This is a genomic window from Actinopolymorpha sp. B11F2 (genome assembly GCF_040195635.1).
GTDB lineage: Bacteria > Actinomycetota > Actinomycetes > Propionibacteriales > Actinopolymorphaceae > Thermasporomyces.
Window position 1 is genome coordinate 261,184 of the sequence record NZ_JBEFTX010000007.1, and the last position, 26,661, is coordinate 287,844.

A 26,661-nucleotide genomic window follows, 5' to 3' on the forward strand; every position below is an offset into this window, starting at 1 on the left:
CAGGTGTACCGGCGTGTGGGTCCCGGATCAGCCTCAGACGGCAGGCGGTCGCTGTTCGTACGGCGTCGACAGGACGACGATCGACCGGGTGGAGACGTTGGCCTTGGCGCGAATCCTCGCGAGGAGCTCTTCGAGCGCGCTTGGGCTCGCGACGCGCACCTTGAGCATGTAGTTCTCGTCGCCAGCGACCGAATGGCAGTCTTCGATCTCTGGCACGTCGATCAGTAGGTCCGGTGAATCGTCGGGCTGGCTCGGGTCGATCGGCCGGATCGAGATGAACGCCGTGAGCGGCAGACCCAGGGCTTCGTAGTCGACGACAGCGGCGTATCCCTTGATGACGCCCCGCTGCTCCAGCCGGCGTACGCGCTGGTGGACGGCGGAGGTGGACAGGCCCGTCACCTTGCCCAGGTCGGTGTAAGACATCCGGCCATGGGAGGCGAGCAGCCGGACGATCTGCTGATCGATCTGCTCCACGCCGCACACCGTACCGCGCCAGGAACCCCCACCCTGCAGCCTGCCCGTGATCATGATCGTGATCATGGAGGATTTGTCAGCGTATCCACCGCTTTCCTTCATGATCAGAAGGCGAGGCGCTCGGCGGCACGTCGGCCCCTGTGGCGTCGCGGGTATTCACCACCGAAGAGGCACACACACGGTCCGGCGGGTACGTTCAGGCGTCGATGACCTCGAGCTCGCGGGGACGCAGGTTGAGCGAGTCGTACCCGTCGTCCGTCACCACCACGATGTCCTCGATCCGCGCACCGTGCCGCCGCTCGAGGTAGATCCCCGGCTCCACCGAAAACGCCATCCCCGGCTCCAGGACGACCGTGTTGCCGGCAACGATGTAGGGGTCCTCGTGGCCCTGCATCCCGATGCCATGCCCCGTCCGATGGATGAACGCAGAACCGTAGCCGGCCGCTGTGATGATGTCGCGCGCCACGACGTCGACAGACTCGGCGGTGACGCCGGGCCGGACGTGGGCGCACGCAGCCGCCTGGGCACGTTGCAGGACGTCGTAGTAGTCCCGGAACTCCTCGGGCGCCTCTCCTCCGGCGATGTAGGTGCGCGTCTCGTCAGAGCAGTAACCGGCCTGCGTGGTCCCACCGATGTCGACCACCACGGGGTCGCCGCGCTCGATCACCCGGTCGGAGAGCTCGTGGTGTGGTGATGCGCTGTTGGGCCCACTGCCGACGATGACGAAGTCGACCTGGACGTGGCCCTCGGCGAGGATCGCATCATAGATGTCGCGGCCGACCTGGCGTTCGGTACGTCCCGGGCGCAGCCACTCCGCGATCCGGGCGTGAACCCGGTCGATCGCGGCACCTGCCGCTCGCAGCGCCTCGACCTCTGCAGCCGATTTGCGCATCCGCAGCTCGCGCAGAATCTCGCCGGCGAGCGACTGTTCGACTCCAGGGAGCGCGACGCGGAACGCGAGTACCTTCTCCGCCCACATGTGGTCATCCACGGCGACCCGGTTGACGCCCGGCAGCAGCTTGGCCACCAGGGCGTAGGCATCCTCGGTCTCCTGCCAGGGCACGAGGTCGAGGCCGAGATCAGAGGCGCTCGAGGCCTCTGCCGCCGGGTGTTCGAGGGCAGGGACGACGAGCGTGGGCGTGCCTTCGACGGGCAGGACAAGGCAGGTGAGCCGCTCGAGAGCCTTCGCGTCGTAGCCGGTCAGGTAGCGCAGATCCGGGCCCGGTGAGATGAGGAGCGCGTCGACGCCGGCCGACGCGGCCGCGCCGCGGGCGCGGGAGAGCCGGGCTTCGAGGTCGGCTGCAGGTGGAGTCACAGTCACCCCGTCACTGTAGAACGTCGGCAGGTCATGCCACGATCTGACACGTGACGAACTCCCGTACCTCCGGTTCCGGCTCGGCGCGCCTGATGTTGCTCGACACGGCTGCGCTGTATTTCCGCGCGTTCTTCGGCGTACCCGACTCGGTGCGGGCACCCGACGGCACACCGGTCAACGCCGTCCGCGGCCTGCTCGACTTCATCACCCGGCTGGTCGGCGACCACCGTCCGACCCACCTCGTCGCCTGCTGGGACGACGACTGGCGCCCAGCCTGGCGGGTCGATCTGGTGCCGACGTACAAGTCCCACCGGGTCGCGGAGATCGTGCCCGGCGGGCCTGACGTCGAGGAGGCACCCGACGCCCTGGAGACACAGGTGCCGATCATCCGCGAGGTCCTCGCGGCGCTCGGGATCGCCGTCGTCGGTGCGCCCGAGTGCGAGGCCGACGACGTGATCGGAACGCTGGTCGCCCGGGCGAGGATGCCGGTCGACGTCGTGACCGGCGACCGCGACCTGTTCCAACTCGTCGACGATGCGCGTGGGGTGCGCGTCCTCTACACCGCACGCGGCATGAGCAGACTGGAGCTCGTCGACGAGGCGTGGGTGGAGAAGAAGTACGGCATTCCAGGCCGGTTGTACGCCGACTTCGCGGTCCTGCGCGGCGACCCGTCCGACGGGCTGCCGGGACTTCCCGGCGTGGGCGACAAGACCGCGGCGTCCCTGGTCAAGGGCTACGGCGACCTCGACGCGATCATCGCCGCGGCGGCTGACGACTCAGGTCCGATGGCGCCAGGTGTACGCCTGAAGATCCGGGAGGCGGCTGGCTATCTCGAGGCTGCTCGGAAGGTGGTCGTGGTCGCTCCCGACGCCGCCATGCCGGACTTCCCCGACCCGGTGCTCCCCTCCGAGCCGGTCGACCCGGCCGCGTGGGCCGACCTCCGCGAGCGATGGGGGCTTGGCTCGTCAGCGGAGCGGGTGGTGACCGCGCTCGCCCAGTCGGCCAGTTGAACGAGCAGCATCCGGGTGGCCCGGTGGGCCCCCTGAAACTGGCGTGCCGGACGGCACCTGCTGGCGCTAGGTTGCGGACATGAGTGCAGAATCCGACCGCGTCGCCATCGCCCTGCAAGAGCTGGGTGCGGCGGGTCGCGTACACACGTTCTCCCAGGAGGTCCCCACCGCCGCCGCCGCTGCCGCCCTGCTCGGCTGCGAGGTCGGCGCGATCGCCAACAGCCTGGTATTCGCGGCTGGTGACGAACCCCTGCTGGTGTTGACCAGTGGCGCTCATCGCGTGGACACGAAGTGGCTGGCCCGGTCGCTCGACGTCCCGAAGATCAGCCGGGCGACGCCCGAGTTCGTCCTCGCGGCGACAGGACAGCGCGTGGGCGGCGTGGCACCGGTGGGCCACCCCGCCCCCATCCGCACGTTGGTCGACGTCTGGCTCGGGAAGTACGACGTCGTCTGGGCGGGCGCCGGCGACCACCTGAGCATGTTCCCCACCAGCTTCGACGAGCTCCTACGGCTGACCGGCGGGCAAGCCACGGAGGTCTGTCCGTAGCTCCGCACGTCAACAGCTCGGCCACTCCCAGGGCGAATGCGAACTTAGGGTGAGTCGGAGCCGACCGACGCGTACGCCACAACCCCCCTGCGGAGTGCGCCGACGCTGGCGCGGGCGGTCGGACGCAGCGGACCCTCCCCCGCCGCGTCGGCGATCTGGTCGGCGAGGTCGAGGATCTGCTTGACCCAGCGGACGAAGTCGCCAGCTGCCAGGCCGGACTCGTCCAGGACGTCGGTGAGCGACGCACCGGAGGCCCACCGGTAGGCCGCCCAGGCGAAGCCCAGGTCGGGTTCGCGCAGGAAGTCCAGCCGGAAGTCGGACTCGAGGGCATCGAGGTCGCCCCAGATACGAACGAGGGTGCCCAGCGCCTCCCGAGCCGTACCACCGGGCAGCTTGGGCGGGCCGACGTCGTCCGGGGACCGCGATTCGTAGACCAGGGCCGAGAGGCACGCCGCCAGCTCGGCGGGGTTCAGATCGTCCCAGGTTCCCTGGCGTAGGCACTCGGCGGCCACGAGGTCGAGCTCGCTGTAGATCCGGGCCAACCGGTCGCCGGCCGGCGTGGTGCGGTCGTCTTCGAGGTAGGACAGCTCGTCCAGGACCTCGCAGACCCGGTCGAACTGGCGCGCGATCGTGTTGGACCGCTGTTCCACCCGGCGCTTCAGACCCTCGGTCTCGCGTTCGAGGCGGATGAACCGCTCCGCCCAGCGGGCGTGGTCTTCGCGGTCGGCGCAGCCGTGGCAGGGGTGGGCCCTCATCGACCTTCGCAGCTGATGCAGCGTTGAGTCATCGTCGGCCGGAGACCCGGTACGGCGAGCGACGCCCACCTCGTCTGGAGCCTTTTGCCGCAACGTGGAGGCCAGGTCACGCCGGTGCTGGGCGCTGCGAGGATTGAACGAACGGGGCACCCGCATCCGGGTGAGCGACTCCACCGGCAGTGGGAAGTCGACGAGTGAGAGCCGCCGAACCCTCCGATCTGCGGTCAGAACGGTGGGCCGTGGACCGTCACCACCGGCGGCGTGCCCGGGATCGAGGACGACGGCCACCCCAGCGCGTCGGCCGGCCGGGACCGAGATGATGTCGCCGGGGCGAAGTCGGCCGAGCGAGTCCACGACCTCCGCACGCTGGTCGGCCTTGCGCCGGCGGGCCAGCGAGTTCTCCCGGTCCTTGATCGCCCTGCGGATCGCGGCGTACTCCAAGAAGTCGCCCTGATCGCACTGCATCGCCTCGCGATAGCCGTCGAGCGCCTCCTCGTTGCGGCGTACCTGGCGGGCGAGCCCGACGACTGCACGGTCGGCCTGGAACTGTGCGAACGACGACTCGAGCAGCTCCCGGGCACGCTCCCGGCCGACCTGCCGGACGAGGTTGACCGCCATGTTGTACGACGGCCGGAAGCTCGACCGCAGCGGATAGGTACGGGTCGACGCGAGTCCGGCGACGCTCGCGGGCTCGAGGTCGGGCTGCCAGAGCACGACGGCGTGCCCTTCGACATCGATGCCGCGACGGCCTGCCCGCCCGGTCAGCTGGGTGTACTCCCCCGGAGTGATGTCGGCGTGGCTCTGGCCGTTCCACTTCACCAGGCGTTCGAGTACGACCGACCTGGCGGGCATGTTGATGCCGAGGGCGAGGGTCTCGGTGGCGAAGACGAGTTTCACCAGCCCTCGGGCGAACAGCACCTCCACACATTCCTTGAACGTCGGCAGCATTCCGGCGTGGTGTGCTGCGAGGCCACGGGCGAGGCCGTCGAGCCACTCGGCGTAGCCGAGAACCGCGAGGTCCTCCTGGGGAAGGTCGGCGCATCGCGCTTCGACGTAGCTCCTGATCTCGTCGGCCTCGTCAGGTGTGGTGAGCCGGATGCCGGCGTAGAGGCACTGGAGAACCGCGGCGTCGCAACCCTGCCGGCTGAAGATGAACATGATCGCCGGGAGGAGCCCCTCCGCCTCGAGGTTCTCGGCGACCTGGTGGCGCGTCGGGGTGAACGCGATCCGGCTGCCCCCTCGCGTTCCCCGCCCACCACCCCTTCCCCGCGGGCCGCGATCGTCGCGGCGGGAGAACCGCCAGTGGTCACGGATGACCCTGGCCAGCTGCGGATTGACCTGCGGCCGGGCATCGGGCTTGCCGGTGTCGGCGAACAGGTCGTACATCCGGCGGCCGACCATGACGTGCTGGAACAGCGGCACCGGTCGGCGTTCCTCGACGACGATCTCGGTGTCGCCGCGTACGGTGGCGAGCCACTCGCCGAACTCCTCGGCGTTCGAGACCGTCGCGGACAACGACACGACCTGTACCGACTCCGGCAGGTGGATGATCACCTCTTCCCAGGTGGCTCCACGGAAGGGATCGGCGAGGTAGTGCACCTCGTCCATGACGACGTAGGACAGTCCGGTGAGCGTGGACGACCCGGCGTAGAGCATGTTGCGCAACACTTCGGTCGTCATGACGACCACCGGTGCCTCACCGTTGATCGTGTTGTCGCCGGTGAGCAGACCCACCCGCTCGGGTCCGTACCGGTTGACCAGCTCGGTGTACTTCTGGTTCGACAGCGCCTTGATCGGCGTCGTGTAGAAGCACTTGCGACCGGATTCCAGGGCGAGGTGAATGGCGAACTCGCCCACCACCGTCTTGCCCGAGCCGGTAGGGGCGGCCACGAGGACGCCCTTGCCGGCCTCGAGCGCCTGACATGCGGTGACCTGGAACGGGTCGAATGTGAAGGTGTAGAGCTGTCGAAACGACCGGACTTGCGGGCTGTCGGCGCGGAATCGGGCATACCGCTCCGCCGGGGAGCTCATGCCCTAAAGGCTACGGCCCCCTTCGCCGACGGGCCCAGGGCGTCCCCGAAACGCCGCGCGGCCACCCGAGGGCTGCGGTGCGCGTCAGCGGGGCGGTGGGGCGAAGACCGTCAGTGCACCGGGAACGCACTCGACGGTCACGGGGAGCGGCCCCATCCGTTCACCGTCGGCGAACGACACCAGGTCCGCCGAGGCCAGGCTCAACCGCTTGGCGCGGTACACCGTCACCGCAGGGTGGCCGACGTGGGTGCCCTTGGCGAGCTTGGGAAAGACGCGCACCAGATCGCGGCGGGGCACCGCACCCACAACGGTGATGTCGAGGAGACCGTCGGTGGGATCGGCACCTTCACAGATGCGGAGCCCGCCGCCGTAGGAGTTGGTGACTCCCGCCGCGACAAGCAGCGCGTCGATGTTCTCGGCCTCGCCGTCGAACTCGAGCCCGAAGTGCTGCGGCCTGAACGCGCCCAACTCGGCAATCGTCGCGAGGTCGTAGCGGAGCCGCCCATGCGGCCAGGTCATCCGGTTGACGCGTTCGGCGACCCGCGAGTCGAAGCCCGCGCAGAGGACCGTCGCGAACCAGCCGGACGCACTGTGCCTGGCAGCGGGGTGGCTGGCATCGTCTGCCGGTTCCGCATCCACTCTCACTACTCGGCCGAGGTCCTGGGACCGGGTGTGGCCGGCCACCACGATGTCGGCCGCTGCCAGCGGGTCACGGACGGGAATGCCGAGGCTCCGGGCCAGGTCGTTGCCGGTGCCGGCGGGGATCACCGCGAGTGGTGTGTCGGTCTCGGCCACCGCGTCGAGGGCGAGATGGATCATCCCGTCACCGCCGATGATCACCAGGCCGTCGACTCCGCGGGCGACAGCGCGCCGGGCGAGGTCAACCGACTCGGCGGCGTCGCGGCCGGCCTCCCACCGCGCGTTGAGCCCTGCCTCACGCAGCCGCTCGGTGACCGGATCAGCCAGTCGGGCACCTCGCCCACGACCGGAGGTGGGGTTGACGAGAACGACGATCTCACGATCCACGCGGCGAGCGTAGCGTGATCGGCTGGGTGCTGGTGATGCAGTCCGGACAAGCGTCACCCGATGGTTGTCGTCGACCTACGACAATCCCGACGTTCCGACGTTCAGGCCTGGCTGGCGCGGTCAGTCGTCGTCGAGCCGGCCGGCGCGTTCGATCGCGTCGATGTCGATGCCCTGCGCGATGAGCCTCGCCCTTCGCCGTCGCTCGATGAAGCGTGCGATCAGCTCCGAGGCCAGGAAGAGGATCGTCATCGGGGTGGCGAGTAGAAGCATGGTGATCGGGTCCGTCGAGGGCGTCGCGACCGCGGCGAACACGAAGATCCCGAAGATGATCCACGCGCGAGCCTTGCTGAGCCGGGCAACGGTGAGGACGCCGACGAGGTTCAGCATCACGACGAAGATCGGGATCTCGAACGCCAGCCCGAAGACGAGCAACAGCCTGATAACGAACGACAGGTACCGATCCACGGTCGGCAGGTTCAGCACGTCGACAGGCGTGAAATCGATCAGGACGTTCAGCCCTTTGGGCATGGCGAGATAACCGACCACGATACCGGTGATGAACAACGGCGCCGCGGTGCCCACGAACACCATGGTCCACTTGCGTTCGTTCCTGTGCAGCCCAGGAACGATGAACGCCCAGATCTGATAGAGCCAGACAGGCGTCGTCGCGACCAGCCCGGCGATGAGCGAGATCTTGAGCTGCATCATGAGCGGACCGGCGACATCGTTGAAGGTGAGGCTCGCGTTGATCTTCTCGCCAGCCGGGCGCGACTCGTTGATCCTGTCGATTGCGTCTCGGAGCGGATCCGCGAGCAGGTGGAAGAGCTCTTCGTAGAAGAACCAGCCCACGATCGCACCGAGGACGATCGCACCGACCGCCTTCATGAGGCGCGAACGCAACTCGCGAAGGTGCTCGACGAGCGTCATCCGCCCTTCGGGGTCAGGCTCCGGCTTGGGGGTACGCCAACCCCGCAGCCGGCCGAGAGAGAGGCTCACGACACCCCCAGGTAGGCCCGGCGCAGCTCAGAGTGATGCGGTGGAGGTGACGCTGTCACCGCGTGGTGCGTTCGGAGTCCTCGACCGGCTGGGCGGCGGCCTGGCCAGTACCGTTCGCGCTGGCCGCGTTCGCAGTCTGGTCGATCGGCTGCGGGGGCGCGTCGGCCTGCGGCTTGTCCTCGTCGCGGATCTCCTTCTTGAAGATCTTCAACGCCTGACCGAGACCCTTGGCGGTCTGCGGCAGCCGGGTCGCACCGAAGAGCAGCACGAGGACGACTCCGATGATGATGAGTTCGGTGGGTCCAAGGTTTGGCATGACGGGCCTCTCAGTCGGCAGTTCTCGATCGATGGTACGCCCTGTTCCCCGCCGAGGGTCCAGGCACGGGTCTCCTGCCCTGACCGTCCCCGGCAGGCTCGCGCGAGACCTCGCCCGCGGCAGCCGGCGACCCGTCTTCGTCGTCGGCTTCGAGCTCACCGTCGGCCGGGTAGGCAGCCTGCAGCTTACGCTCGGACTCCTCGAGCTCGAGGATCAGCGCCTTTGCCCGCCGCCAGAACCACAACCCGAGCAGGGCGTAGAAAATCACAGCGAATAGGGCAATACCCCCGAACAGCCACACCCACTTCACCTGCTGCACCCTAGCGGGCGGTGCGGCGCGACGCACCGCCCGGTGGCCGGTCCCTTACCCGCCCGGCTCTACCCCTCCGGCGCCTCACCAGGTCTCCGTTCAGGTCGTCTCGTACGCCGCCAGAGCCTCCACGGCGTCCGCGCGGACAGCTTCGGCCAGGTCAGCCGGCTCCACGATCCTGGCCGCGCCGCCGAGGCGCAGCGCCAGGCGGCGGAGCCAGCCCGGATCGGCCACCCGCAACCGGACCCGCAGCGAACCGTCCGCGGCCTCGGTCACCTCTTCGCACGGGTAGTACTCCGAGACCCAGGCGGCCTGCGGGTCCAGCTCGATCGTGGCGAGCGCATCGTCGGGCGAGGGTTGGAACAGCCCGGCGGACAGGTCACGGGGCCGGGCCTGCGGCGGGGGTGCCGCCACGGCGTCGAGCAGGTCCACGCTCGCCACCCGGTCGAGCCGGAAGAGACGGACGTCCTCCGCCCGGTGACACCAGCCCTCGAGATAGGTCCACCCGTCCGAGAGGACAAGACGCATCGGGTCGACGTCGCGCTCCGTGGTCTCGTCGCGGGTGGGCACCCAGTAACGCAGGTGAAGGCGTCGCCGCTGCTCGAGGCCCTGCCGTACGGTGGCACGGACCTGCGGGTCCTCCCAGGTGTCCACGCGTACGGCCACCTTGTCGACCGCTCCGGTCGCCTGGCCCGCGGCTTCCTCCAGTCGGGTGATCACGCGGTCGATGAGCTCGCGTTCGGTCACCTGGCCGGTCTCGCGGAGCACCCGCAACGCGACCAGCAGCCCCAGCGCCTCGTCGGTGGACAGGCGCAGCGGCCGAGCGAGGAAGTCGGCGTTGGACACATGGATGACGCCCTCTCCTTCCACCGTGTCCATGTCGACCTCGATGTAGTCGCCCGGCATCATGCCCGGGAGCCCACAGAACCACAGCACGCCGAGGTCGGCGACGAGTTGCTTCTCGGTGATGCCGAAAACGCGAGCCACGTCGGCGACCCGGGCGCCGGGATGGGCGAGGAGATACGGCAGCAGGGCAAGCAGCCGGCGTACCTGCTCCTTCGCCCCGCCACCGGACGAGCGGGTGGATGCGTACGTCACCGGACCACCTGGTTCCCTCGGGTCGGGCAGTGCACCTGCGTCTCGCTCATCGCACGACCTCCACCAGCAGGCCCTTCAGATGCCGGATCACGGCCTCGCGGACGTCGGGCGGGTCCAACGCCACCACGTCGGCGGCATATCCCGCGATCTCGTCCGCCAGTGCCCCCAGGTCGTGGAACGCCACCTCGGCGACATCCCATCCCGGAGCGTCGGGAGTGATCGACGACGCCCGTCGGCGGAGCCCGTTGCCGGCACCGGAACGAACTCTGACCCGAGCCGTACGGCGATGGTCCTCAGGGGACGAGAGCCGGGCGGCCTCGGCGCGGATGTCGACGCCCTCCGGGACGCTGAACGCCCGCGGGCCACTCATGACCTGGACGCTGCCGACGATCCGGGAGAGCCGGAACATCCGGGTCGCACCGCGGTCCTGGTCGTGGCCTACGACGTACCAGCGCCCTCGCCAGTTGAGGATCCCCCACGGTTCGAACAGCCGGTGCTGAGGACCGGCGGCACCTGGCCGGCGATAGTCGAACGACACCACGGTGCGCGCCTGCACGGCTCGCCACAACGGCTCGAACGCCGGCTCGCCGGCCGGTAGCCGGGGCTCCAGCGCCGCCAGCGGCGTCGTGTCGGTGTCGAGCCCATCGGCACCGAGCTTCAGGACCGCCCTCGAGGTGGCCTCCGCGAGGCTGGCGTGCTGCCAGACCCGCGCCGCCAGACCGAGGACCGCCGCCTCCTGGGCCGTGAAGGTCAGCGGCGGAAGCTCGAACTCGCTTCGCCGGATCCGGTAACCCACCTCGTCGTCGAAGCCGGAGGCCACCGAGCCGATCTCGATCGGGATGCCGAGGTCGCGAAGCTCTTCCTTGTCGCGCTCGAACATCTTCTCGAACGCCTCAGGCGCCTGCTCGCGGTAGTCCTCCACGAGCTGGCGGAGCTTTGCCTTGGGCACGAAGTGCCGCGAGACGAGCAGGCAGATGACAAGGTTCATCAGCCGCTCGGACTTGCGGGGCGTCATGCGCGCTCACCCCCCTTCGATGCGGCCGGCCGGCGTTCGGTGTGGGGTCCGGCCCCCAACGAGCTCCGCTCGTCGAAGCCCGCCCCCACTACCGCCCAGTCGAACACATTAGCGACCACCTGGGCGACGGTACCGCACCCAGGTGATCGACAGTGGTGGGAGTGGCGGGTGAATTCGCGTGTCCTTGCCGACTTTCACCCGCGCCGGCAAGGACCGACTCTCGAAGGCCCGATCCTCGCGCTGTCCGATCGTCACGAGGCCTGGCGCCTGCGGCCTACGTGGGGCCGAGGATGTCGACAACGAAGACCACGGTGTCGGTCTTCTTCACGTCCGTGTTCTGCAGGTCACGGCCGAAACCCTTGTCCGGGGGGACGACCAGGAGGACGCGACTACCCGCCGTCTGGCCGACAAGACCCTCGCGGAGACCGGTGACCGTGGTCTGGCCGAGCGGAAGGTTTTCGTACTGGCCGCGCTTCCAGGAGGAGTCGAACTCCTTGCCGGTACGCCAGTTGACCGCGGTGTAGTGGAAGTTGACGGTCGTCTTCGCGTCGACCTTCGGCCCGTCGCCGGTGATGAGTGGCTGGGCGGTCAGCTTCGTCGGGGCCTTGGCGCCCTTGGGCACAGTGACCGACTCCGGGACTCCCTTGTCGGTCACCTTGACCGTCGGGAGGCCTTCCGGCGGCGACACCGCCTCGCCCTTCGCCAGCGGCAGCGGGGTGTAGGCGTCCTTCACGTCGATGACGAACACGAGCGAGTCCGTGCCCTTGATGCCGGCGTTGGGCTGGCCCTGCTGGCCGTAACCGTCCTTGGGCGGCATGGTCACGAGCACCCGGTCGCCGACCGACTTGCCGACCAGACCGTTGAAGAAGCCGTTGATCAGCCGGCCCTTCTGCAGGCCGAAGGTCACCGACTGGCCCTGCTTCCAGGACGAGTCGAACTCCTTGCTGTCACGACCGTTGACGCCCACGTAGTCGACGATCACCTCCTGGCCCTCGGTGACCTTGCTCCCCTTGCCTTCCTTGAGCACCTTCGACTGGGTCTTGGTCGTCTTGAACGGTTTCTCGAACGTCACCGAAGGTTTCTTGCCAGCTTCGCCCTCGACGCTCACGAGGTCGATGCCCTTGGGGGCGGCCTCGGGTGAGGAAGCACAGGCTGCTGCCACAACGACCAGGAAGGACGTCAACACAAGGGCAAGGAAACGATGACGCACGAGTGACACCTCAAGTGGACGGAGACAGGGACGAGGGACGGACAACGGCTCACCCTAGACCCCGAAACTGAGAACAGCCGGGGCACCCCGTTACGCCGGTGACAACCCGCGCAGCGGACCTGGGTCAGGCGCTGACAGATACCTACCCACCTACATGCTCTGGATAAGTTTCTCGACGCGTTCGTCAACACTGCGGAACGGGTCTTTGCACAAAACGGTGCGTTGCGCCTGATCGTTCAGTTTCAGATGCACCCAGTCGACGGTGAAGTCGCGCCGACGCTCCTGAGCGCGCTTGATGAACTCGCCACGCAGCCGCGCCCGGGTCGTCTGCGGCGGGACCGACTTCGCCTCGAACACCTCGAGGTCGCTGGTCAGCCGCGTCACGGCGCCCCGGCGTTCGAGCAGGTAGTAGAGGCCGCGGTCGCGGTGGATGTCGTGGTAGGCAAGGTCGAGTTGAGCGACCCGCGGGCTGTTGAGCGACAGCCCGTGCTTCTCGCGGTACTGGGAGATCAGGCGGTATTTCACCACCCAGTCGATCTCGCGGTCGACCAGCGTCAGGTCACCGGAGTCGACCGCCTTCAACGTGCGTTCCCACAGGTCGAGCACGCGGGTGACGGTCGGCGTGGCGAGTTCGCGGCGTTCGACGAAGTCGCGCGCCTTGGTGAAGTACTCCTCCTGGATCTCCAGGGCGCTCGCCTCACGGCCGTTCGCCAGGCGGACCTTGCGACGACCGGTGATGTCGTGCGAAATCTCGCGGATCGCACGGATCGGGTTCTCCAGTGTCAGGTCGCGAAGGACCAGCCCGGACTCCACCATGCGGAGCACCAGGTCGGTGGCGCCGAGCTTCAGCAGCGTCGTCGCCTCACACATGTTCGAGTCACCGACGATCACGTGCAGCCGCCGGTAGCGCTCGGCGTCGGCGTGCGGCTCGTCGCGGGTGTTGATGATCGGGCGGGACCGCGTGGTCGCCGACGAGACGCCCTCCCAGATGTGCTCAGCCCGCTGGCTGACCGCGTAGACCGCACCACGAGGGGTCTGCAGCACCTTGCCGGCGCCGCAGACGATCTGCCGGGAGACGAGGAAGGGGATCAACACGTCGGCAAGACGGGAGAACTCGCCGTGTCTGCTGACGAGGTAGTTTTCGTGGCAGCCATAGGAATTGCCGGCCGAGTCGGTGTTGTTCTTGAAGAGGTAGACATCGCCGGCGATGCCCTCTTCGCGCAACCGACGCTCCGCATCGACCAGGAGCCCTTCGAGGATCCGCTCCCCCGCCTTGTCGTGCGTCACCAGGTCGGTGATGGAGTCACACTCGGGGGTGGCGTACTCAGGATGGCTTCCCACGTCGAGATAGAGCCGTGCACCGTTGCGGAGAAAGACGTTGCTGCTCCGCCCCCACGACACCACCCGACGAAACAGGTAACGGGCCACCTCGTCGGGCGAAAGCCGGCGCTGGCCTCGAAACGTGCAGGTAACGCCGTACTCGTTCTCGAGGCCGAAGATGCGCCGATCCATGGTCACCACACTATGTCGTCGGGGCGCGTGGGGCGGCTGCTGCGCGAAGTCCGCCCGGTCACGATGCGGCTACGGGCCGGCGTTGCCACCACCGCCTCCACCAGTGGGTGGCTCGTCGGCGGGAGGCACTGTTCCGCCACCTTGGTCGGAGCTGGCGCCGCCGGTCTCGGTTCCCTGCCCGGAGGCGGTGTCTGACGCGCCGTTACCTGTGGACCCGGTCGTCGTTGGACGGGCCGCGAGAAGGCGCTCGAGCGCGGGTCCGACCAGCCGCCGGAACTTCCGCTTCTGGGGACGGGCGCGATCGAGGACGGCCACCTCGAGCTGGTTGGCGTCGAGTGTGCGTGGGCCGTCGCCGTCGTGACCGAGCGCGTCGACCCCGACCGCCAGGGCGGCCCCGAGCGACGCCCCGGGCTGGTAGTGCTGCTCGAGATGGGCGCCGATCTGCTCGGCCGAACCGCCCATGACGGCATAGCCGTGCTCGTCGTCGACGGACCCGTCGTAGGTGAGGCGGTAGATCTGGTCACCCTCGGCGGACTCCCCGACCTCGGCGACGAACAGCTCCACTTCGTAGGGCTTCTCGCCGACGCTGGAGAAGATCCCGCCGAGGACCTGCGCGTAGAAGTTCGCGAGCCCCCGCGCGGTGACGTCGCGCCGGTCGTAGGTGTAGCCGCGGACGTCGGCACTGCGCAGGCCGGCGACGCGGAGGTTCTCGAACTCGTTGTAACGCCCCACCGCGGCGAACGCGATCCGGTCGTAGATCTCGCTGATCTTGTGCAGGGCCCGGGAGCGGTTCTCGGCGACGAGGACGATCCCGTTGTCGTACTGCAGGACAGCGACACCACGACCGCGGGCGATGTTCTTCCGGGCGAAGTCCGCCCGGTCCTTCATCTGCTGTTCGGGCGAGACGTAGAACGGCATCGTCATGATGCGTCACCGCTTTCCTGCACCTGGCGGCCGGCGACCGGCCCGTCCGGCCGGCGCGACCGGCCCTCGAGCATCCGGTCGACGTGGCCGGCGACGTCCTCGTCACTGATCCAGTCGAAGCCCTCGTCACTGACGGCGGCGACCAAGGGGTAGATCTTGCGCATGACGTCGGGCCCGCCGGTCGCCGAGTCGTCGTCGGCCGCGTCGTAGAGCGCCTCGAGGCACGCCCGGACAGCCGAGTCGCGATCAGCGTCTTCTCGGTAGAGCTTCTTCAGCGCCCCACGCGCGAACAGCGAACCGGAGCCGATCGAGTGGAAGTCCCGCTCCTTGTAGCGCCCGCCGGTGACGTCGTAGGAAAAGATCCGGCCGCTGTTCGTCTCCAGATCGAAGCCGGCGAACAACGGGACGACTGCCAGCCCCTGCATCGCCATACCGAGGTTGGAACGCAACAGCATGCCGAGCTTGTTGGCCTTTCCCTCCATCGACAGGACGGTCAACTCGAGCTTTTCGTAATGCTCGAGCTCGACCTGGAAGAGTCGGATCAACTCCGCACCGATGCCCGCGCTGCCGGCGTAGCCGACGACGGAGTACTCATCGGCCTGGAAGACCTTCTCCGCCTCACGAACCGCGATCAGGTTGCCCGCGGTCGCCCGCCGGTCGCCGGCCATCACGACGCCGCCGGCGTAGGACGAGGCCACGATGGTGGTGCCGTGCGGGATGTCGTCTCCGGCATGGACCTCCGGCGTGCCACCGCGGCCAGGCATGAGCTCAGGTGCGTACGAACTGAGGAAGTCGACGAACGACGAACTCCCTGGGGTCAGGAAGGCAGCAGCCAGACGCCCGGCGTCTGCTCGATCGGTGCCCACACATCTCCTTCCAGATAGAACGCGGCCCGGCGCAAGATCGCCGGGTCAGCATGAAACTTACCGAGGGCACGGCGACCGGTGCCCCCGAGGAGGCCCGATCCGTGCCGGGTGCTGTGGATGGTGTCCAGTCGCGGCGGTGCTGGCTTCGCCTCACCGCGACTGGATGACGGGTCGAGGCGACCTCAGGTGGACGCCCGGAGGAAGCCCGGACAATACCCCCTATTGTCCGCCTTTCTGGACAAAAGACCGGACGAAGTCCTCGGCGTTCTCCTCGAGCACCTCGTCGATCTCGTCGAGGATCGAGTCGACATCCTCGTCGATCTGGTCCTTGCGCTCCTGGGTCGCCTCGTCTGGCTGGACTTCGGTGACGTCCTCTTCGTCGGAGGACTTTCGGGTCGTCCTGTGCTGCTGTCCGCCACTGTCTGGTGCCATGGTGACCACACCCTCCCCGAGCCGCTCCCACACCGGGCCGCGGTCGTCTGCCTACTAGGACCCTACAAGCGCATACCGACGTCAGGCAGGTACCCGGTGGACACAGATCGATACCCCTTGCCCGGATCCTGCCAGGCGTACGGGCAGATGCGCCGATGGAAGCGGAAACAGCCTGGCCGCCGGGTGGCTTCGACCCGCCGGTACTAGCCGCCGGTGATCGCCTTGACCAGATCCTCGGCCGTACGGCAACGGTCGAGCAGGTCACCTACATGGGCCTTCGTGCCACGCAACGGCTCCAGGGTGGGTACCCGCTGCAGTGACTCGTGGTCGGGCAGGTCGAAGATCACCGAGTCCCACGATGCGGCCGCTACGTGCTCGGCGTACTGCCCGAGGCAACGTCCGCGGAAATAGGCCCGGGTGTCCTCCGGAGGGTCCTGCACCGCTGCCACGATGTCGGCCTCGGTCAGGAGTCGTTCCATCCGTCCGCGCTCGACGAACCGGGGGTAGAGGCCGCGCTCGGGGCGGAGGTCGGCGTACTGCAGGTCGACCAGTTGGAGCTTGGGGTGGCTCCAGTCCAGGCCGTCGCGCTCGCGGTACTGCTGCAGGACCGACAGCTTGGCCACCCAGTCGAGCTCCCGGTCAAGCGTCATCGGGTCGGTCTCCAGCCGGGTGAGTACCGACTCCCACCGGTCGAGCACGTCGCGGGTCTGCGGATCGGTGTCGGCACCGGTGCGGTCCTCGACGTACTTGCGGGCGTTCTCGAGATACTCCATCTGCAGTTGGATCGCGGTGAGCTTGCGTCCGCTCTTCATGGTCAGCAGGTGCTTGAGGCTCGGGTCGTGGGAGACCTCGTGCAGCGAGGTGACCGGGTGCTCGAGGGTGAGGTCGACGGTGAGGAAGTCGTCCTCGATCATCGACAGCACCAGAGCGGTCGTGCCGGCCTTGAGGTACGTGGCGATCTCGGAGAGATTGGCATCGCCGATGATGACGTGGAGCCGGCGGTACTTGTCGGCGTCGGCATGGGGCTCGTCGCGGGTGTTGATGATCGGCCGCTTGAGGGTTGTCTCGAGACCGACCTCGACCTCGAAGAAGTCGGCGCGCTGGCTCAGCTGGAAGCCGTGCCTGCTGCCGTCCTGGCCGAGGCCGACCCGGCCGGCGCCACACACGACCTGCCGGGTGACGAAGAACGGTGTCAGGTTGCGCACGATGTCTGCGAACGCCGTGGATCGCGACATCAGATAGTTTTCGTGGCAGCCGTAGGACGCGCCCTTGTTGTCGGTGTTGTTCTTGTACAACAGGATCGTGGTCGACAGCGGCGGCTCGGTCGCCCGGCGGGAGGCCTCGAGCATGACCCGCTCCCCCGCCTTGTCCCACAGAACGAGATCGCGGGGGTTGGTCACCTCAGGCGAGGAATACTCCGGGTGCGCGTGGTCGACATAAAGACGGGCGCCGTTGGTGAGGATCGCGTTGGCGAGGCCGACCTCCTCGTCGGTGAGCGAGCCCTCGTCGGCCAGTTCGCGCGCCAAGTCGAAGCCGCGCGCGTCGCGGAGCGGGTTCTCCTCCTCGAAGTCCCAACGCGCCCGCCGGGACCGGATGACCTTGCCGGCGTAGGCGTTGACCACCTGTGACGACGAGAGCATCGGGTTGACGGTGGGCTGGCCAGCGACCGAGATGCCGTATTCGGTCTCGATGCCCATAACCCGGTGCACGCTCATGTGTCGAGGCTACCCGGCCACAGTGCGCGACCACCGGCGCATCCGTACGCCGACTGAAGATCGCGTCCGGTCGTTACCAGGCCCGGGACACTACTGCTGGCACTTCGCCGAATCCGAGGGGTCGGTGACGGACCGAACCGCAGAAACACGTCGGGCCCGTGAGAACGCCGTGACGCGTCCGCACAGGCCCGACGAAAGGTTCGCCAGAGACCGATCTACAGATACTGGCCCGTGTTGGCGACCGTGTCGATCGAACGACCGGCCTCGGATCCTTCCTTGCCCTGGATGAGGGTACGGATGAAGACGATCCGCTCGCCCTTCTTGCCCGAGATCCGCGCCCAGTCGTCTGGGTTGGTGGTGTTGGGCAGGTCCTCGTTCTCCTTGAACTCGTCGACGCAGGCCTGCAGGAGGTGCTGGATCCGGATCCCCTTCTGCTGCAGCTCGAGGAAGTCCTTGATCGCCATCTTCTTGGCCCGGTTGACGATGTTCTCGATCATGGCGCCGGAGTTGAAGTCCTTGAAGTACAGGACCTCCTTGTCGCCGTTCGCGTAGGTGACCTCGAGGAACCGGTTGTCCTCGAGTTCTGCATACATCCTTTCGACGGCACGCTGGATCATGCCCTGGGTGCAGGCCGCCGGGTTGCCACCGAACTCCCCCACGTCGTCGGGGTGCAACGGCAGCCCTGGCGTGAGGTACTTGGCGAAGATGTCGCGCGCGGCCTCTGCGTCCGGGCGCTCGATCTTGATCTTGACGTCGAGCCGGCCCGGCCGCAGGATCGCCGGGTCGATCATGTCCTCGCGGTTGGAGGCGCCGATGACGATGACGTTCTCCAGCCCTTCGACACCGTCGATCTCGCTCAGCAGCTGCGGGACGATGGTGTTCTCCACATCGGAGCTCACACCGGAACCGCGGGTGCGGAACAGCGAGTCCATCTCGTCGAAGAACACGATCACCGGCGTGCCCTCGCTGGCCTTCTCCCGCGCCCGTTGGAACACGAGGCGGATGTGCCGCTCGGTCTCACCGACGTACTTGTTGAGCAGCTCGGGGCCCTTGATGTTGAGGAAGTAGCTCTTGCCCTCGGTCTTGGCGTCACGGACGGCCACCTGCTTGGCGAGCGAGTTGGCCACCGCCTTCGCGATGAGGGTCTTGCCGCATCCTGGCGGGCCGTAGAGCAGCACGCCCTTGGGTGCCTTGAGCTCGTGCTCCTTGAACAGGTCGGCATGGAGGTACGGAAGCTCGACGGCATCGCGGATCTGCTCGATCTGGCCGCGGAGTCCGCCGATGTCTTCGTACTGGATGTCGGGGACCTCTTCGAGGATCAGCTCCTCGACCTCGGTCTTGGGGATGCGCTCGTAGACGTATCCGGAACGCGGCTCGAACAACAGCGAGTCGCCGGCCCGGATGGGGGTGTCGCGCAGCGGCTCGGCGAGCCGGGCGATGCGTTCGTCGTCGGTGTGACCGATGACGAGGGCGCGTTCGCCGTCCTCGAGCAGCTCCTTGAGCATGACGACCTCGCCGACCTGCTCGTAGCTGAGCGCGCGGACGACGTTGAACGACTCGTTGAGCATGACCTCCTGGCCGGGGCGCAGCTTGTCGAGGTCGATGCTGGGGCTCACGGTGACGCGGAGCTTCCGGCCACCGGTGTAGACGTCGACACTGTCGTCGTCGTTGGGGCTGATGAAGATCCCGAAGCTCGCGGGCGGCTGGGCGAGCCGGTCGACTTCTTCCTTCAGCGTGACGATCTGTTCCCGGGCCTCGCGAAGCGTCGCGGCCAGACGTTCGTTCTGGGCCGTGACGTTGGCGAGCATGGCTTGGGCCTCGGCGAGCCGCTGCTCCAGCTGGCGGCTCTCCCTCGGCTGCTCCGCGAGGCGACGCCGAAGGGCGGCAACCTCCTCCTCGAGGTAGGTAATCTGGCTGGCGAGCTCGTCCGGCGAGCGCGCCGCACGTCGGTCATCGTGTGCAGGCACGTCCCTCACCTCCCCAGTCCGGTGGCCATGGGCGTCCATGGTCCAAGTCTCGCCGGTGGTTCAACGCCGAACCACCGCGCCGACTTCATTGACCCTATATCCGGGGTGCCGACAGGTCATGCCCGTCGGGGTCTAGGTCATGATCCGATGGCGAATTGTGGCCGTTCAGCGGGTGGCGAAACACCTCTGTCACATGCCCTATGGCCGTTTGCTCCCGGGATCCACCTCAGTGCTGGCGTCGGGACCTCCCGCGTCCTCACCGGGTCGATCCTCACCGACTCGATCCTCACCGACTCGATCCTCACCGACTCGATCCTCACCGGTGGGCCGGGGTCCGGCGTAGTCCTCACCGTACGCCCCTGGCGCGGGACGCCGCCTCCGGCGCGGAACGGTCACGCCGGGCGCGAGACGTCGCGTGGTCACCAGGAACCCGGTGTGCCCGATCATCCGGTGGTCAGGTCGGACGGAGAGCCCCTCGACATGCCAGGTACGCAGCAGAGTCTCGCTGGCGGACGGCTCGGTGAAGCCGCCATGGGCACGCGCAGTCTCCACCACACGGGCGAGCTGCGTCGTCGTCGCGACGTAGCAACACAACACACCACCGGGCCGGAGCGTGCCAGCCGCCCACGTGAGGCACTCCCACGGGGCTACCAGGTCCAGGACGATCCGGTCGGCGGGAGGGGTGGTCGGCGCGTCCACGACGTCGCCGACGGTGAGGTCCCAGGTGGCTTGCGGCCCGCCCAGGAACCGTTCGACGTTGCGGCGGGCGATCGCGGCGAAATCCTCCCGACGTTCGTACGACGAAACTCGCCCGTCCGGACCCACCGCCCGCAGTAGTGCGCAGGTGAGGGCACCCGAACCCGCTCCGGCCTCGATGACGCGGGCGCCTGGGAAGATGTCGGCCTGTATCAGGATCTGTGCGGCGTCCTTGGGATAGACGACTGTCGCGCCGCGGGGCATGGAGAGTACGTAGTCGGCAAGTAGGGGACGCAGCGCGAGGTAGGGCACGCCGCCGGTCGACTTCACGACGACCCCCTCGGGCTGGCCGATCAGCTCGTCCAGGGCAAGCCCTCCGCGGTGGGTGTGGAAGACCTTTCCGGGCTCCAGCGTCACGAGGTGGCGGCGACCCTTCTGGTCCTCCAGGCGCACCTGGTCGCCGGCCTCGAGGAGGCGGCCGGTGGAGGCATCCGGGTCAGGCACGGCGGCCGTCTCAGGGGCCTTCGGACGGGACGAGGTCTCTGGATCGGCAGGGTCGTTCGACGGCATGGCGGGCAAGCGTAGTCAGAGCTGTGCCGGTCTCAGGCGCGGGCCAGCGCGGCGTCGACGTCGGCGGTGGACAGGACGCCGTAGATGCCCCCGTCGGGCTCGACGAGGAGGTACTCGGTCGCGGGCATGCCACCCATGGCGCGGACCAGCTCCTCGCCGCGGAGTTCCACACTGAGCACCAGCGCGGGCTCGAGCCGACGGGCGACGTCACCGATCGAGATCCACGGCCGCCGGTGCTCGGGAGTGGCGAGAACGGCGGCTTCACTGACCAGTCCGGTCGGCTTGCCTTCGCTGTCGACCACGACGAGTGAACCCGCGTGCGAGTCCTGCGCCCGCCGGATCGCCTCCGACAGCGGCAGCTCGGACGGAACCGGGACGCCACGGCGGGCCAGATCCCGGGCATGCAGTGCGGGCAGCTTGCCGCGGATCCGCGCCGACATCAGTGCCTGGGTGGATCCGGCCCACAGGAACATCGCCAGGATGACGCTCCACACGATGGTCACCGGGTCCGGCCCTCCGCCGGCGCCCGCGAGGTAGATCCAGGGCAGGGCGAGGACGAGCACGGCGACGGCCCGCCCGGCCCAGCCGGCGACCTTGGTGCCCAGGTGCGGGCGCTTCGTCACGGCCCACACGCCGGCCCGCAGCATCCGGCCGCCGTCGAGCGGGAGGCCCGGCAGAAGGTTGAAGAGCCCCACGAGCAGGTTGGCCCAGGCCAGCTGGAAGAGCGCGAGCTCGAGCAACGGAGGCTCGGCCACCTGGGTCACGGCGAGCCCGAACGCACCGCCGAGAGCGAGGGAGGTCAACGGTCCCACCACGGCGACCGCGAACTCGCGCCATGGCGACTCAGGCTCCCGCTCGATCTCGGAAAGGCCACCGAGGAACTGCAGCGTGATCGCCCGGACGGGGAGGCCGAACCTCTTCGCGACGAGGACGTGGGCGATCTCGTGGACCAGCACCGACGCGTAGAGCAGGACGGCGAAGCCGAACGCGGCGACGAACGACCACTGGCCGAGGCCCGGCACCTGCTGGTCGATCCACGGACGGAAGAGGAACGCGATGAGCAGCGCGACGAAGACCCAGGAAACGTTGACATAGATGGGTACGCCGACGACCCGCGCGATCTGCAGCGCACCCGGGCGCCGCCGCGGCTCGCGGTCCTTGTCGCGCGAGCCCAGCTGCTGACTCACCATCGGCCCCCGTCCACTCCACCTGGTCGGCGCGTCCACGCCGGGTTGTCGGGATGTCCCGCGGCCCTCTTCCCTTCATCCTGCGCCATCGGCTGACTCATGCCTGCTCTCATCGGAAGGTCAAGGCGTTCGTTTCGCGAACGAGCAGGTCATGGCGGGATGTTCCCGGTGGTACGTTTCGCGCTGCTCGTACGGGCCACGCTATCGCTCCGGACGGCGAGCCGGCGGGGCGCATCCCGGGCGATGTCGATGGCCTGCCCTACGCTGAAGGACCATGATCGCAGGAGAGTCGAGCCCCGGACTGAGCACCGTCGCGGATACCTCGCCGAGTGTCGATACCGGCGCCGGTCCGCGCACCGACAGCGATCCGGACCCCTCGCCGCCCCCGCTCGGCGTTTTGTCCCCTTCGCGGGCGAGCGACTTCCTCACCTGCCCGCTGCGCTACCGGTTCCGGGTGATCGACCGGATCCCGGAGCGACCGAGCCCGGAGGCTGCCCGCGGCACCGTCGTCCATTCCGTGCTGGAGCGGTTGTTCGACCTGCCGGCGGAAAACCGCACGATCGAGCAGGCCAGCACCCTGGTCGAACCGCAGTGGTCCGCCCTTGTCGAGGCCGAACCCGACCTCGCTGAGCTCTTCGGGGGTCCCGACGGCGAGATGGTGCCCGATCGGCTCGACGAGTTCTTCACCGAGGCCCGTGGGCTGCTCGACCGCTACTTCACACTGGAGGACCCCACCCGCCTCGAACCCGTCGAGCGCGAGATGTACGTCGAGTGCCGGCTCGAGTCCGGACTCATGCTGCGCGGATACGTCGACCGGCTCGACGAGGCGCCCGATGGCGCGTTGCGGGTGGTCGACTACAAGACAGGCAAGGCACCGGGACCGGGTTACGAGCAGCGCGCGATGTTCCAGATGCGGTTCTATGCGCTGGTTTTGTGGCGGCTGCGCGGGGTCGTGCCCAGGCTGCTCCAGTTGGTCTATCTGGGCAGCGGCGACGTTCTCCGGTATGCGCCGGACGAGCACGACCTGCGTGCGACCGAGCGGAAGCTGGGGGCGTTGTGGGCGGCGATCGAGCGCGCTCGCACGACCGGCGAGTGGAAGCCGAGCCCCGGCCCACTCTGCAACTGGTGCGACCACAAGGTCCGCTGTCCCGCCTGGGGAGGCACCCTTCCCCCGCTCCCGTCCACCGATGACACCGCAACCGACGCCAACGGGTCCGAGGCCCCCTCACCCCATACCTCGCTGGTCGATCTCTGAGGGCGTGGCGGTCGATCCGCGGCTGATGGACACGGTGCGTCCACCCTCCGGTGGAGGGCAGCTGTACCGATCTCGGTAGATGGGAGGAGAGGACGGGCCGACCGGACCCTTACCCTCAAGACCGTGCAGTACCGCACCGGGGTCCTGGAGTGGATCCGGACTCACCCTCGCCACTTCGACGCGACCATCGCGGTCGTGCTTCTCGTGGCGAACCTCGCCGGCATGAGCAGCCGCGGCTATGCCGGCATGACCTTCCGCGAGCCGGATCTTGCAAGCTTCGTCCTCAATGTCCTGTGCGCGGCTCCGTTGGCCTTTCGCCGGCAGAGTCCGGTCCTGGTGGCGATCGTCTCGATCACGTCGTACATGGCGTTGGGATTCTTCGACTACAACTCGTTCGGCGGCTCGGTGGCGATGCCGATCGCGATCTACACCCTGGGTACGAGCGCCGCGACCGTCCCCGGGCTGGCGATCACTCTCGCCAGCGGGACTGCGTCGGTGGTCTATCTCGCGGTCAACCGCGAGCAGTTGGCAGCCGCCGGGGTCGAGCCGAACGTCTGGTACTTCGGATCCCAGTTCGTGATCACCACCGGGCTCTGGATCATCGGCCGGACTGTGCGAGCTCGCCGTCTCTATCTCAATGACCTCGAGGACCGTGCGGACCGGCTGGAACGTACGGCCACCGCGGAGCTCCGTGCGGCGCTCGCCGAGGAGCGGACCCGGATGGCGCGCGAGCTCCATGACGTCGTCGCGCATCACGTCAGCGTGATGACTGTCCAGGCCGCAGCCGCCCGTCGGATGATCGACCGATCGCCCGAACGCAGTGCCGAGGCGATGCTGGCCGTGGAGGAGACCGGCCGCGCCGCCCTCGTCGAGATGCGGCGCATCGTGGGCGCCTTGCGCAGCGTCGATGCCGATGAGGCCGCGGCGGGCGGCCAGCCCGACCTCACCCCGCAGTCGGGGGTTGCGGAGTTGGAACCGCTCGTGACTCGCGCCAAGGAGGCCGGGCTCGAGGTCGATCTCACCGTCGTCGGCGAGCCACGGCAGCTGCCGTCCGGTGTCGACCTCGCGATCTTCCGGGTGGTGCAGGAGTCCCTGACCAATACGCTCACCCATGCCGGGCCCACGCGTGCCGCGGTCCTCCTGCGCTATGAACCCGATGCGGTCGTGGTCGGGGTGACCGACGACGGTGTCAGGCGTCGGGGCGGGTCGGCGCGGGCGATACCGTCGGACCGGCCGGGACACGGCCTGGTGGGTATGCGCGAACGCGTCACCCTCAACGGAGGAACCCTGCGGACCGGGCCGCGTTCGGTCGGTGGCTTCGAAGTGCAGGCCCGACTTCCCCTGGAGGAGGCCAGCCAGTGAGCCTGCCGGAAGAACGCCGCCCTGACAGCCCGACACGGGTGTTGCTGGTCGACGACCAGCCGCTGCTACGCACCGGGTTCCGGATGATTCTCGAGTCCGAGCCCGACATCGCGGTTGTCGGCGAGGCGGGTGACGGGGAGAAGGGGGTCGACGAGGCCCGCGTTCTCCAGCCTGACGTCGTGTTGATGGACATTCGGATGCCGCGGATGGACGGCGTGGAAGCGACCCGGACCATCACCGGGGCTGATCGGGCGAGCCGGGTCAAGGTGCTGATACTCACGACGTTCGACCTCGACGAGTACATCGTCGAGGGGCTGCGTGCCGGCGCCTCGGGCTTCCTGCTCAAGGACGTCCCGCCGGAGGAACTGGTAGCGGCGATCCGGATCGTGGCGCGTGGCGACGCCGTGGTCGCACCTACGGTGACGCGTCGGTTGCTCGACAAGTTCGCGGAGAACGTCGCCCCGGGCGACAAGCAGTCCGAAGCCCTGCTGGAGCGACTGACCGACCGCGAGCAGGGGGTGCTCCGCCTCATGTCCCGGGGAATGTCGAACGCCGAGATCGCCCACGAGCTGTACGTCTCCGAGACCACGATCAAGACCCATGTCGGGAACGTGCTGGGCAAGCTCGGCCTCCGCGACCGGGTGCAGGCCGTGGTCTTCGCGTACGAAAGTGGCCTCATCCGTCCTGGCGCCCGGTAGGCCCGCTGGACCGCTCAGGTCGACGACGACCCGCCGATTCCACGCGCTCGAAGTCGCCGCTCAGACCCCGCTTCCCCGACCCAGTAAGGAACCACGCCATGACCACCCCGCACGCTTTCCCGCTGGAGCCCACCCCCATCCATGTGCCCGACGAGGTCCTCGATGACCTGCGCGCCCGTCTCGCACTGACCCGGCCACCGCTGGACGAGGGGAATGAGGACTGGTCCTACGGCGTACCGGACAAGTATCTCCGTGACCTGGTCGCCTACTGGCGGGGTGCCTACGACTGGCGAAAGGCCGAGTCCGCCATCAACGCCTACGAGCACTACCAGGTGAGCGTCGCCGGAGTCCCAGTGCACTTCATGCGCAAGCCTGGCCGCGGCCCTCGCCCGATCCCGTTGATCCTCACCCACGGCTGGCCGTGGACGTTCTGGCACTGGTCGAAGGTGATCGACCCGCTCGCCGACCCGGCCGCGTTCGGCGGTGACCCCGCCGACGCGTTCGACGTCATCGCGCCGTCCATGCCCGGCTTCGGTTTCCCGGGGCCGCTCACCGGCTTCTCGGACGTCAACTTCTGGAAGGTCTCCGACCTCTGGCACACCCTGATGACCGAGACCCTGGGATTTGAGAAGTACGCCGCGGGGGGCTGCGACATCGGCGGGATCGTCTCCAGCCAACTCGGCCACAAGTACGCCGACGAGCTGTACGGCATCCACATCGGTTCCGGGCTGCCGCTCGACTTCTTCACCGGCGCCCGCGCCTGGGACTTCGCCCGGAACCGGCCCCTCACCGACGACCAGCCCGCCGACGTCCGCGCCCGCATCATCGACCTGGACCGCCGCTTCGCGTCCCATCTCACCGTGCACATGCTGGACGGCGCCACCCTGGCCCACGCACTCAGCGACTCACCCGCCGGACTGCTCGCCTGGCTGCTGGAGCGTTGGAACGCCTGGAGCGACAACGGCGGCGACGTCGAGTCCGTCTTCACCAAAGACGACCTGCTCACCCACGCCACGATCTACTGGGTGAACAACTCCATCGCCACGTCGATGCGGTACTACGCCAACGCCAACCGCTATCCCTGGACCCCCGCCCACGACCGCGCCCCGGCTGTGGAGGCCCCGGTCGGCCTCACCTTCGTCACGTACGAGAACCCGCCCGGCATCCACACCGCCACCGAGCGCGTACGAGCATTCAAGACCGGCCCACAAGCCGATTGGTTCAACCACGTCAACGTCAACGCCCACGACCATGGCGGCCACTTCATCCCCTGGGAGAACCCCGACGCCTGGGTGAGCGACCTGCGCCGCACCTTTCACGGCCGCAGACCCTGAACGACCCTGCGGACTGTCTGGTTCGCCTTCGCCTCGGCTT

At 68.3% G+C, this 26,661-nt stretch carries 24 protein-coding genes; 6 read left to right on the top strand and 18 right to left on the bottom strand.

The genetic code is table 11. The features are described 5' to 3' along the window. Positions 1 to 33: 33 nt before the first annotated feature. Positions 34 to 528, bottom strand: coding sequence for an Lrp/AsnC family transcriptional regulator (locus tag ABN034_RS15615; RefSeq protein WP_502879050.1), 495 nt, complete (start codon positions 526 to 528; stop codon positions 34 to 36). A gap of 142 nt (positions 529 to 670) precedes the next feature. Continuing rightward, positions 671 to 1,795 carry a M24 family metallopeptidase gene (locus ABN034_RS15620; RefSeq protein ID WP_349691731.1) on the bottom strand — a complete coding sequence of 375 codons (1,125 nt, stop codon included), beginning with the start codon at positions 1,793 to 1,795 and terminating at the stop codon, positions 671 to 673. A gap of 86 nt (positions 1,796 to 1,881) precedes the next feature. On the opposite strand from ABN034_RS15620, the gene ABN034_RS15625 reads away from it, so the two are divergent. Together ABN034_RS15625 and ABN034_RS15630 are read left to right on the top strand one after the other, a co-directional pair. Beyond that, entirely contained in the window at positions 1,882 to 2,799 is a 918-nt protein-coding gene (locus tag ABN034_RS15625; protein ID WP_349691793.1) for a 5'-3' exonuclease, read from the top strand. 79 nt (positions 2,800 to 2,878) lie between these two features. Beyond that, positions 2,879 to 3,346: a YbaK/EbsC family protein gene (locus ABN034_RS15630; RefSeq protein WP_349691732.1), complete on the top strand. Its 468-nt coding sequence runs from the start codon at positions 2,879 to 2,881 to the stop codon at positions 3,344 to 3,346. A gap of 44 nt (positions 3,347 to 3,390) precedes the next feature. On the opposite strand, the gene ABN034_RS15635 is transcribed toward ABN034_RS15630, so the two are convergent. The 16 genes from ABN034_RS15635 to ABN034_RS15710 all read right to left on the bottom strand — a co-directional run bounded on the left by ABN034_RS15635 (position 3,391) and on the right by ABN034_RS15710 (position 21,975). Beyond that, positions 3,391 to 6,132, bottom strand: coding sequence for a DEAD/DEAH box helicase (locus tag ABN034_RS15635; protein WP_349691733.1), 2,742 nt, complete (start codon positions 6,130 to 6,132; stop codon positions 3,391 to 3,393). 84 nt (positions 6,133 to 6,216) lie between these two features. Further along, on the bottom strand, positions 6,217 to 7,158 hold the full coding sequence (locus ABN034_RS15640; RefSeq protein ID WP_349691734.1) for a diacylglycerol kinase: 942 nt from the start codon (positions 7,156 to 7,158) through the stop codon (positions 6,217 to 6,219). Between the two features lie 120 nt (positions 7,159 to 7,278). Then, positions 7,279 to 8,154 carry a twin-arginine translocase subunit TatC gene (gene tatC / locus ABN034_RS15645; RefSeq protein WP_349691735.1) on the bottom strand — a complete coding sequence of 292 codons (876 nt, stop codon included), beginning with the start codon at positions 8,152 to 8,154 and terminating at the stop codon, positions 7,279 to 7,281. Between the two features lie 55 nt (positions 8,155 to 8,209). Beyond that, a complete protein-coding gene (gene tatA, locus ABN034_RS15650) occupies positions 8,210 to 8,470 on the bottom strand; it encodes a twin-arginine translocase TatA/TatE family subunit (protein WP_349691736.1) in 261 nt (86 codons plus the stop codon). A 10-nt stretch (positions 8,471 to 8,480) separates the two neighbouring features. Further along, positions 8,481 to 8,780: a hypothetical protein gene (locus ABN034_RS15655; protein WP_349691737.1), complete on the bottom strand. Its 300-nt coding sequence runs from the start codon at positions 8,778 to 8,780 to the stop codon at positions 8,481 to 8,483. A 99-nt stretch (positions 8,781 to 8,879) separates the two neighbouring features. After that, a complete protein-coding gene (locus ABN034_RS15660) occupies positions 8,880 to 9,878 on the bottom strand; it encodes a helix-turn-helix transcriptional regulator (protein WP_349691738.1) in 999 nt (332 codons plus the stop codon). Between the two features lie 46 nt (positions 9,879 to 9,924). Then, on the bottom strand, positions 9,925 to 10,893 hold the full coding sequence (locus ABN034_RS15665; RefSeq protein ID WP_349691739.1) for a helix-turn-helix transcriptional regulator: 969 nt from the start codon (positions 10,891 to 10,893) through the stop codon (positions 9,925 to 9,927). A gap of 274 nt (positions 10,894 to 11,167) precedes the next feature. After that, complete coding sequence (locus tag ABN034_RS15670; RefSeq protein WP_349691740.1) at positions 11,168 to 12,103, bottom strand: FKBP-type peptidyl-prolyl cis-trans isomerase; 936 nt, start codon at positions 12,101 to 12,103, stop codon at positions 11,168 to 11,170. Positions 12,104 to 12,253: 150 nt separating this feature from the next. After that, entirely contained in the window at positions 12,254 to 13,615 is a 1,362-nt protein-coding gene (gene pafA / locus ABN034_RS15675; protein ID WP_349328546.1) for a Pup--protein ligase, read from the bottom strand. A gap of 69 nt (positions 13,616 to 13,684) precedes the next feature. Next, a complete protein-coding gene (gene prcA / locus ABN034_RS15680) occupies positions 13,685 to 14,539 on the bottom strand; it encodes a proteasome subunit alpha (protein ID WP_349691741.1) in 855 nt (284 codons plus the stop codon). After that, positions 14,536 to 15,405, bottom strand: coding sequence for a proteasome subunit beta (gene prcB / locus ABN034_RS15685; RefSeq protein WP_349691742.1), 870 nt, complete (start codon positions 15,403 to 15,405; stop codon positions 14,536 to 14,538). Before prcB ends, prcA begins: the two co-directional genes overlap by 4 nt. A 219-nt stretch (positions 15,406 to 15,624) precedes the next feature. Continuing rightward, the gene (locus ABN034_RS15690) at positions 15,625 to 15,837 is read right to left on the bottom strand and encodes a ubiquitin-like protein Pup (protein WP_349328543.1); all 213 of its coding nucleotides are present in this window, start codon (positions 15,835 to 15,837) and stop codon (positions 15,625 to 15,627) included. Between the two features lie 203 nt (positions 15,838 to 16,040). After that, on the bottom strand, positions 16,041 to 17,552 hold the full coding sequence (gene dop / locus ABN034_RS15695; RefSeq protein WP_349691743.1) for a depupylase/deamidase Dop: 1,512 nt from the start codon (positions 17,550 to 17,552) through the stop codon (positions 16,041 to 16,043). A gap of 215 nt (positions 17,553 to 17,767) precedes the next feature. Then, positions 17,768 to 19,519, bottom strand: coding sequence for a proteasome ATPase (arc, locus tag ABN034_RS15700; protein ID WP_349328541.1), 1,752 nt, complete (start codon positions 19,517 to 19,519; stop codon positions 17,768 to 17,770). Between the two features lie 198 nt (positions 19,520 to 19,717). After that, positions 19,718 to 20,785, bottom strand: a complete 1,068-nt coding sequence (locus ABN034_RS15705) for a tRNA (adenine-N1)-methyltransferase (RefSeq protein ID WP_349691744.1) — start codon at positions 20,783 to 20,785, stop codon at positions 19,718 to 19,720. A gap of 32 nt (positions 20,786 to 20,817) precedes the next feature. Continuing rightward, positions 20,818 to 21,975 (bottom strand): site-2 protease family protein, encoded by a 1,158-nt coding sequence (locus ABN034_RS15710; protein ID WP_349691745.1) that lies wholly within the window; start codon positions 21,973 to 21,975, stop codon positions 20,818 to 20,820. Between the two features lie 271 nt (positions 21,976 to 22,246). Between ABN034_RS15710 and ABN034_RS15715 the strand changes: the two genes are divergently transcribed. The 4 genes from ABN034_RS15715 to ABN034_RS15730 all read left to right on the top strand — a co-directional run bounded on the left by ABN034_RS15715 (position 22,247) and on the right by ABN034_RS15730 (position 26,621). Continuing rightward, positions 22,247 to 23,227 (top strand): RecB family exonuclease, encoded by a 981-nt coding sequence (locus tag ABN034_RS15715; RefSeq protein WP_349691746.1) that lies wholly within the window; start codon positions 22,247 to 22,249, stop codon positions 23,225 to 23,227. A gap of 123 nt (positions 23,228 to 23,350) precedes the next feature. Next, entirely contained in the window at positions 23,351 to 24,589 is a 1,239-nt protein-coding gene (locus ABN034_RS15720) for a sensor histidine kinase (protein WP_349691747.1), read from the top strand. Next, entirely contained in the window at positions 24,586 to 25,287 is a 702-nt protein-coding gene (locus tag ABN034_RS15725; protein ID WP_349691748.1) for a response regulator, read from the top strand. Before ABN034_RS15720 ends, ABN034_RS15725 begins: the two co-directional genes overlap by 4 nt. A gap of 98 nt (positions 25,288 to 25,385) precedes the next feature. Continuing rightward, positions 25,386 to 26,621, top strand: coding sequence for an epoxide hydrolase family protein (locus ABN034_RS15730; RefSeq protein ID WP_349691749.1), 1,236 nt, complete (start codon positions 25,386 to 25,388; stop codon positions 26,619 to 26,621). Positions 26,622 to 26,661: the final 40 nt, after the last annotated feature.

Excerpts from the sequence above, each read along its gene's own strand:
- ABN034_RS15615 (WP_502879050.1), bottom strand. The coding sequence starts at position 528 with ATGATCACGGGCAGGCTGCAGGGTGGGGGTTCCTGGCGCGGTACGGTG.
- ABN034_RS15625 (WP_349691793.1), top strand. The coding sequence starts at position 1,882 with ATGTTGCTCGACACGGCTGCGCTGTATTTCCGCGCGTTCTTCGGCGTA.
- ABN034_RS15630 (WP_349691732.1), top strand. The coding sequence starts at position 2,879 with ATGAGTGCAGAATCCGACCGCGTCGCCATCGCCCTGCAAGAGCTGGGT.
- ABN034_RS15635 (WP_349691733.1), bottom strand. The coding sequence starts at position 6,132 with ATGAGCTCCCCGGCGGAGCGGTATGCCCGATTCCGCGCCGACAGCCCG.
- tatA (WP_349691736.1), bottom strand. The coding sequence starts at position 8,470 with ATGCCAAACCTTGGACCCACCGAACTCATCATCATCGGAGTCGTCCTC.
- ABN034_RS15665 (WP_349691739.1), bottom strand. The coding sequence starts at position 10,893 with ATGACGCCCCGCAAGTCCGAGCGGCTGATGAACCTTGTCATCTGCCTG.
- pafA (WP_349328546.1), bottom strand. The coding sequence starts at position 13,615 with ATGGATCGGCGCATCTTCGGCCTCGAGAACGAGTACGGCGTTACCTGC.
- prcA (WP_349691741.1), bottom strand. The coding sequence starts at position 14,539 with ATGACGATGCCGTTCTACGTCTCGCCCGAACAGCAGATGAAGGACCGG.
- ABN034_RS15690 (WP_349328543.1), bottom strand. The coding sequence starts at position 15,837 with ATGGCACCAGACAGTGGCGGACAGCAGCACAGGACGACCCGAAAGTCC.
- dop (WP_349691743.1), bottom strand. The coding sequence starts at position 17,552 with ATGAGCGTGCACCGGGTTATGGGCATCGAGACCGAATACGGCATCTCG.
- ABN034_RS15705 (WP_349691744.1), bottom strand. The coding sequence starts at position 20,785 with ATGCCGTCGAACGACCCTGCCGATCCAGAGACCTCGTCCCGTCCGAAG.
- ABN034_RS15710 (WP_349691745.1), bottom strand. The coding sequence starts at position 21,975 with ATGGTGAGTCAGCAGCTGGGCTCGCGCGACAAGGACCGCGAGCCGCGG.
- ABN034_RS15715 (WP_349691746.1), top strand. The coding sequence starts at position 22,247 with ATGATCGCAGGAGAGTCGAGCCCCGGACTGAGCACCGTCGCGGATACC.
- ABN034_RS15730 (WP_349691749.1), top strand. The coding sequence starts at position 25,386 with ATGACCACCCCGCACGCTTTCCCGCTGGAGCCCACCCCCATCCATGTG.